A 6,450-nucleotide genomic window follows, 5' to 3' on the forward strand; every position below is an offset into this window, starting at 1 on the left:
GCGTATGTTTGCTGCGGACACCGATCGTGTCGTCCGGTGTCGGGAGGGTGGTCGCCGTGCTGGAGCCAGGACCGCCGACGGTCGTCGGCCTGCTGACGACCTGGACGTCGGCACCTGTGCTCGACGCCATGATGGTGTTGCTGACCGTGGGCTACCTGTGGACGGCGAGCCGCGCCGGCGTGGCGGGGTTCCGCTGGCCGCTGCGGCGAACCCTGTCCTGGTTCGGCGCGGTCCTCGGCCTGGTGCTCGCGGTGAACAGCAGCATGGCCGTCTACGCGCACGTGCTGTTCGGGGTGCACATGATCCAGCACCTGACCCTGATCATGATCGTGCCGGTGCTGCTGGTCTGGGCCCAGCCGCTGCGGCTGCTGGCGACCGCGGGTCCGCCCGGCGTGCGGAGCGGGGTGGAGGCGGTCCTGCGCGGTCGGGCCGGGCGTGCGGTGTCCGCGCCGCCCGTGGCGCTCGCCCTCTATGCCGCGGTGCTGGTGCTCACGCACCTGACCGAGTTCCAGGCGCTGATGCTGACGAGCCCGTGGCTGCACGACGCCGAGGTCGCGCTGTACCTGCTCTCGGGCTACCTGTTCTTCCTCCCGCTCGCCGGCTCGGAGCGGACCCCGTGGCAGGTCCCTTACCTGCTGCGCCTGGCAATCCTCGCGGTCGCGATGGGCGTCGACACCCTCGTCGGGATCGTCCTGATGCTGACCCCCGCGGCCGTCGCCCCCGGGTTCGACCTCGGCCACCCTGGATGGGGCCCCGGTGTCCTGCCCGACCAGGAGCTCGCGGGCGCGATCATGTGGGTCGGCGGTGACGGCCTGATGATGCTGTTGATGATCGCGATCGGGGTGCGGTGGGGTCTGGCCGCTCCGGGGGATCAGACGATGGGGCGCTGGCTGGAGGGTGCCCGTGCCCGGACGCTCCTGGGCACCGAACCCTCCGATGGCGCCGGGGTGGACGATGACGACCAGGCGTTGGCGACCTACAACGCCCGGCTCGCCGCTCTCCACTGCATCGCACCGGTCAGCACTCCGGACGACGTACGACCCGCCGCTGAGTGAACCCGTCCAGCATCATCGCGAATCCAGATAGGTGAGCTGGTCACGACCTCCGGATCGAGGGTTCCATCGTGCCGGGCGCGGTGACCGCCGTGCCCGACCACGGCGGGACAGCGCTGCAGTACGCGTACTCCTACTTCGGTTTCCGGCAGGGTGTCGAGCCGGCGGGGGAGACGCGCAACCCGTAGCGCAACATCCCGCTGACCCTGATCGGGTCGGTGGTCATCTGCGGGCTTGTCCAGGGGTGGCGGCAGCTCGTCGGGTTCACCACCTCGGCCACGGTGCTGTCGTTCGGCCCGGCCCGGCCCGCTGGCGCTGGTGGCGCTGAGCAGGCAGCTACCCGACCGGGAGCGGCGGTCTTCCTGCGTGGCGGGATCGTCGTGCCGTTCCTGGCCTTCCGGTCGTCCAACCTGATCGTCGACTGGCGGGCTTGGACGCCGTGGCGTCCCACCGACACGTACCTCAGCGGCCCCATCAGGAAGGCCTGGGAGATGCCCATCAACTCAGCTGGATGCCACAGTCGAGCCGAGGTGGAGTTGGGTCCGATTCGGCGAGGGCGGCCGTGATCAGCGCGCGGGCCATCCAGACCAGGATGTCGATCGCCTCGGGGACGGTCAGGTCGGCCGCGTCACGGGTCCAGCCGACCGCGTCGGAGCCGAAAAGGGGTACGAGGGCGGCGGCGAGGCGGGCTCTGGTCGCCGGGGGGACGTGCGGCGGGAGATCGGTGAGCAGCTCGGCGATCCACCGGTCGCGCTGCATGAGGGCCTTGCGAGGGGAGCGCCCCTGCTGTCCGCGATCGAGGGTCAGCGATACGGCGAGTACGGCCCGCAGTTCCCGCTCGTGCTCGAACGCCCAACGGGCGGTGGCCCTGATCAGGGCTTCGGCGCGGTCGGTCAGGTCGGTACCGGGCGGGGCGTCCTCGATGGTGGGTGGGGGCAGGAGCGGTTGTCCGTGGGTGGGGCGGGTGGCCCAGAGCAGCACCGCGTCGTTGTTGAGGAAGTGGCGGTAGGCGGTGGCGCGCGAGACCCCCGCCCGGGCGGCGACCGCGGCGACGGTCATCGGCCCCCCGTCGCGCAACTGGGCCTGAGCTGCGTCGGTGAGCCGCGTCCGCATGCGCTCGCTGGCCGCCGATTGCCCCGATTGCCCGTTGACAGCTCGCGCCATACCGCTGATGATACACGCGTCCCAACTTGAGACGATCGTCTCAAGCGCGAGGGGAGTTCGTGATGACGATGCCGCGGCGATCCGGTGTGGTGGGCCCCGACGACGGGGAGATGCTGCGGGCGGGCCCGGTGCTGCACCGCGTCGTGGAGGACGGTCGGGCCACCGACGGTCGGCTGGGCCTGGTCGAGTGCCGGATGCCGGCCGGCTGGCCGGGCCCGCCCCAGCACGTCCACCGGGCCCACGATGAGACGTTCTTCGTGCTGACCGGGCGCGTCCGCGTCACCAGCGGGGCCGATACCCACGTCCTGGCCGCCGGTGGGCTGTTCGTGGCGGGCATCGGAACCCCGCACACGTTCGGCAACGCCGACCCCGATGAGCCGGCGTCGCTGCTGCTCACGGTGACACCCGAGCGTTACGTCGGCTATTTTCGTGACCTGCAGCAGTTGCGCCCCCGCGCCGACGGTCTGCTCGATCCCGCTGAGATCCGCGCGCTCATGTCCCGCTACGCCACGGTTCCCTACCCGCAGTGAACCGAGAACAGAACAAGAAAGAGGGTCATCGCCCAAGGCGAGCAGATCTTCTCGATGAGCGCGTGGCAGTCGGAGAACGACGCCAAGGCCACTGACGACGCCGCGGCATCGGGTCACCGAGAACATGGACGCCCGCGTCATCGCCAACGGGATGGGCGACTTCGCCTGGCCGGAGTTCGCCGAGCAATGAGCGAACACCGGCGCTGAGTACGAGGGCGGTCCGTGCCGTCCCGGCCCCACCCCCGTGTCCACGAGCCGACGGCAGGGGTGGCTTGTCGGTCGCCGCCGGCGCCCTCGACCCGGCGCTGGACGCGGGCGGGTGATGACCCGGATCGGTGAGCGGATGGCCTTCTACGACACCCACCCTGCCGAGTTCGCCGACCACGGCAGCCATCGTGGTCCAGTTCTGGTCCACCACAGCCAGAAGCGGCCGGAGAAACGTCGAGACCGGGCCACCACCACGCCCCACCACCCAGCATGAGGACACCGACCTCGCCATTCCCAGCCCATAGCAGCAGGTGGCGACCGTGGCGCTTCAACCGGCGCGGTCGGGCGACCGGATCGTCTGCTCGTGTCAGTTCAGGTGTTCGGCAGCTCGTGCCGGCGCAGATCACCGCCGAGCCCGCGCCCTCCTCGCCAGACTCCTCACCATCGCCGCGCCGGGGCACTAAACCTTGCAACTCAGGTTGGGCCAGACATCGCGGTTGGGGCGTATCCAGATGCCGGCGTCCGCGCCGCAGAAGTTGCTGGCCGCGTACAGCGCCGTCCCGATGGGGTGAGTGCCGTCGGTCGCGTCGTGTGCAATGCGCGACGTTCGGTTGAACAGGTCGAACAGGAACGCGATCTCGCCGGTCTGTGGCGTGTAGCGCAGCGACACGGTCAGGTTGAACCTGACGTTTTAGACTGGAGGCGATCAAGGCGCTACGTGACACTAGCCGTTGGGTATGATGACAGCACGTCCTTGGATCTTGCCGTCATGGAGGAGGTGGTATGCCTCGCTCGCGCGCTCCAGCGGGAATTGCTCGACGAGCATCTTTATCCTTCCTGCCTGGGCCAGGCAGATCACATCCATGAGCTCGGGGATCGAGCCCCAGTAGGGTGACGTGACGGAGCATTCTTTCGCCGGGCTGTGGAAGTTCACGGGTAGCGCGCCACCGCCAAGTCCCACGATCGTGACATGGCCGAGAACTCGGGATATCTGCGCGGCCATCTCCAATGTCTGCCTCCCGCCTACCATGTCGAGGACGAGGGCGGCGCCCCGCCCGCGGGTGATATCCCTGATCCGCTGGACGGCATCAGCGCCGGAGACCACTGTCTCGTCGACGCCTATGTGTCTGGCGGTTTCGAGCTTGGTGACGGAGGTGTCCACCGCGATGACTGTTGTGGCGGCGCTGAGCGCTTTCAACACCTGGATGGCCATTTGGCCGAGGCCGCCGGCGCCGATCACGACCGCGGTGGATCCTGGGCCGAGTAGCTGTATTGATCGTTTCACGGCGTGATAACTGGTGAGGGCAGCGTCGGTGAGCGGTGCGGCCTCGCGCGGGTCAAGGTCGCCCAGCGGGAGTAGGAAGCGGGTGGACGGGACGAGCATGTAGTTGGCCATGCCGCCGTCTGCGCCGAGCCCGCCGGGCATGCTTTGCCCGGGGTTCTGGCAGTAGTTCTCCATTCCTATCCGGCAGTTCGCGCAGCTGCCGCAGCCCCAAGGGCCGTAGACGAGGACGGGATCCCCGATCGCAAACCCTGTCGCGCCGGACCCCAGTTCCTCGACCCAGCCGGCATTCTCATGGCCGAGGGTGAAGGGAAGGGGCGGCGACGGCGCATGCGCGGGTGCCTCCATTATGTGGAGGTCAGAGTGACAGGCCCCGGCACCCCCGATTTTCATCAATACCTGCCCGGGGCCGGGTTCGGGTACCTTGACTTCACGAAGCTGGGCCGGCTCTTGCGTCTCGACGAACTGGAATGCTTTCATGATTCCTCCAAACTCTAGTCCCCGATCCGGTCGTAGTCGATCACCAGGTGCTGCGGGCCCCGGAAGACCGGGCTACGACGGTACGGCGGCGGGTCAACGACAAGCCGTGGGTTCTCCACGCGCCGTAAGAAGACCTCTAGGGCAATATTGACCTCGAGGCGGGCGAGTGGGCCGCCGAAACAGACGTGGATGCCGCTACCCCAGCCGAAGTGCTCGTTGTCGGGGCGTTCGGGATCGAATTTGTTCGGGTCGGGGAAACGGCGGGGGTCGCGGTTTGCAGCGCCGTACATCAGAAAGATCGCCGAACCCTCCGGGATAACCGTGCCGCCGACCTCGATGTCAGCGGTCGCGGATCTGCTGGGGAAGAACTGGACCGCCGACTGGAGGCGCAGGACCTCCTCGACGGTGCGGGGAATCAAATCGGGCCGGCGGCGCAGAAGCTCGATGCTCCCGGGGTATCGCAGCAGGGTCAGCACACAGTGGGAGATCGTGTTGACCGTGGAGTCGTGACCGGCAATGAACAGCAGTATCGCGTTCGCCGCAGCCTCGGTCGGGTCCATCGGGCCGTCCGGGCCATCATCGTTGACCAACCTCGAAAGCAGGTTCTCGCCAGGCTTTCGGAGATAGTCCTCGGTCAACTCCAGGAAGTACTTCCTGAGCGCCGACCGGCTTTCCATTCCCTTCGCGGCACGGGTCTTGCCGTCTTCGGTGGCCGCCTCCGGGCTGAAATCCACGCCCGCGACCGCGTGGAAAATCCAGTCGTGTAAAGCTTGTTCGTCATCCAGGGGAACGCCCATGATCTTGCAGATCACCGTCAGCGGAACCCGGTAGGCATACTCATCGACGAGGTCGATCTGGGTCTTGCCCCCGGCCTTGTCGAGCAACTCGTCACAGAGCCGTTCGATGTCTGGGCCCATGCTCGGAATAAGGTCGGGCGTGTGGGGAGGGCCGAAGTGCCGCATCGCCTGCCGGCGCGCTCGATCGTGGTCCGGCGGATCGGACAGGATGAACATGGTCGGCGGCCGACCCTGCGCCTTCATGGGCTCGGCCTCGGACGAGGACTCTCCCGAGGCTCCCATCTTGGCCGGTAGCGGACTGCGGAAGATGTCGGAGCTCACCCGGGGATCGTGGGCCAACGTCTGGAGTTCCCGGTAGCCGGTGACGACATAGAGGTCGTCTGCCACCCGCGCCACGGGAGTTCTTCGTAGCTCGTCGAAGAAACGGTACGGGTCGGGGCGGTTTTCAAATTTCATGGCTTCGGCCCAAGCGATCTCTGGCCTCATAATTTCTCCTCGGTCGCCGTTTATTTTCCTGGCTATGCGGTCCGGCCCGGCACTTCGCCCACCATCGGAGCGGTTTCAGCGCGTTCTCGGCCGGTACTCGTACTCGGCTGCGCGTTCGGTCGGGTCGTGGCCGGTCAAGACGACATCCGGAATCCCCGTCGGGACGCCCCGCTCCGGGAATCGGGCCGGAACCGGCTCCAAGCCATCTGCCTGATCGTAGCCCGGCGGCGGAGGCGGGAACGGAGCCGATCGCTCGATCAGCGTCCCGTAGTACTCCAGCCACTTACCGTGATCGAAGGTGACGGCCGCTACGATACGGCCTCGGCGCCCATAGGCGGCGGCGAAACGTCGATCCTTCACCGATCCCTGGGTGATGACGATCTCGTCCGCGAAGGGGCCCACGCCGACGCCCTTGATGTTGACGCCGAACTGGCCCGACCAGAAGGCGGGCA

7 protein-coding genes are annotated in these 6,450 nt (G+C 67.7%); 2 read left to right on the forward strand and 5 right to left on the reverse strand.

The window, feature by feature from the left end; genetic code table 11:
• Positions 1-1,055 (forward strand): cytochrome c oxidase assembly protein (locus tag JWR81_RS25545; protein ID WP_297658374.1); only part of this gene is annotated, 1,055 nt, incomplete at its 5' end.
• 495 nt (positions 1,056-1,550) lie between these two features.
• Here JWR81_RS25545 and JWR81_RS25550 read toward each other — a convergent pair.
• Entirely contained in the window at positions 1,551-2,216 is a 666-nt protein-coding gene (locus JWR81_RS25550; RefSeq protein WP_297658376.1) for a TetR family transcriptional regulator, read from the reverse strand.
• A gap of 62 nt (positions 2,217-2,278) precedes the next feature.
• Between JWR81_RS25550 and JWR81_RS25555 the strand changes: the two genes are divergently transcribed.
• Complete coding sequence (locus JWR81_RS25555) at positions 2,279-2,746, forward strand: cupin domain-containing protein (RefSeq protein WP_297658378.1); 468 nt, start codon at positions 2,279-2,281, stop codon at positions 2,744-2,746.
• A gap of 667 nt (positions 2,747-3,413) precedes the next feature.
• Here JWR81_RS25555 and JWR81_RS25560 read toward each other — a convergent pair.
• From JWR81_RS25560 to JWR81_RS25575, 4 genes are all read right to left on the reverse strand, one after another.
• Positions 3,414-3,623: a hypothetical protein gene (locus JWR81_RS25560; protein WP_297658380.1), complete on the reverse strand. Its 210-nt coding sequence runs from the start codon at positions 3,621-3,623 to the stop codon at positions 3,414-3,416.
• Between the two features lie 54 nt (positions 3,624-3,677).
• Positions 3,678-4,715, reverse strand: a complete 1,038-nt coding sequence (locus tag JWR81_RS25565) for an NAD(P)-dependent alcohol dehydrogenase (protein WP_297658382.1) — start codon at positions 4,713-4,715, stop codon at positions 3,678-3,680.
• Positions 4,716-4,729: 14 nt separating this feature from the next.
• A complete protein-coding gene (locus tag JWR81_RS25570) occupies positions 4,730-5,998 on the reverse strand; it encodes a cytochrome P450 (RefSeq protein WP_297658384.1) in 1,269 nt (422 codons plus the stop codon).
• 75 nt (positions 5,999-6,073) lie between these two features.
• Positions 6,074-6,450 (reverse strand): oxidoreductase C-terminal domain-containing protein (locus JWR81_RS25575; RefSeq protein WP_297658386.1); only part of this gene is annotated, 377 nt, incomplete at its 5' end.

The organism is Pseudonocardia sp. (assembly GCF_025965585.1).
Taxonomy (GTDB): domain Bacteria; phylum Actinomycetota; class Actinomycetes; order Mycobacteriales; family Pseudonocardiaceae; genus Pseudonocardia.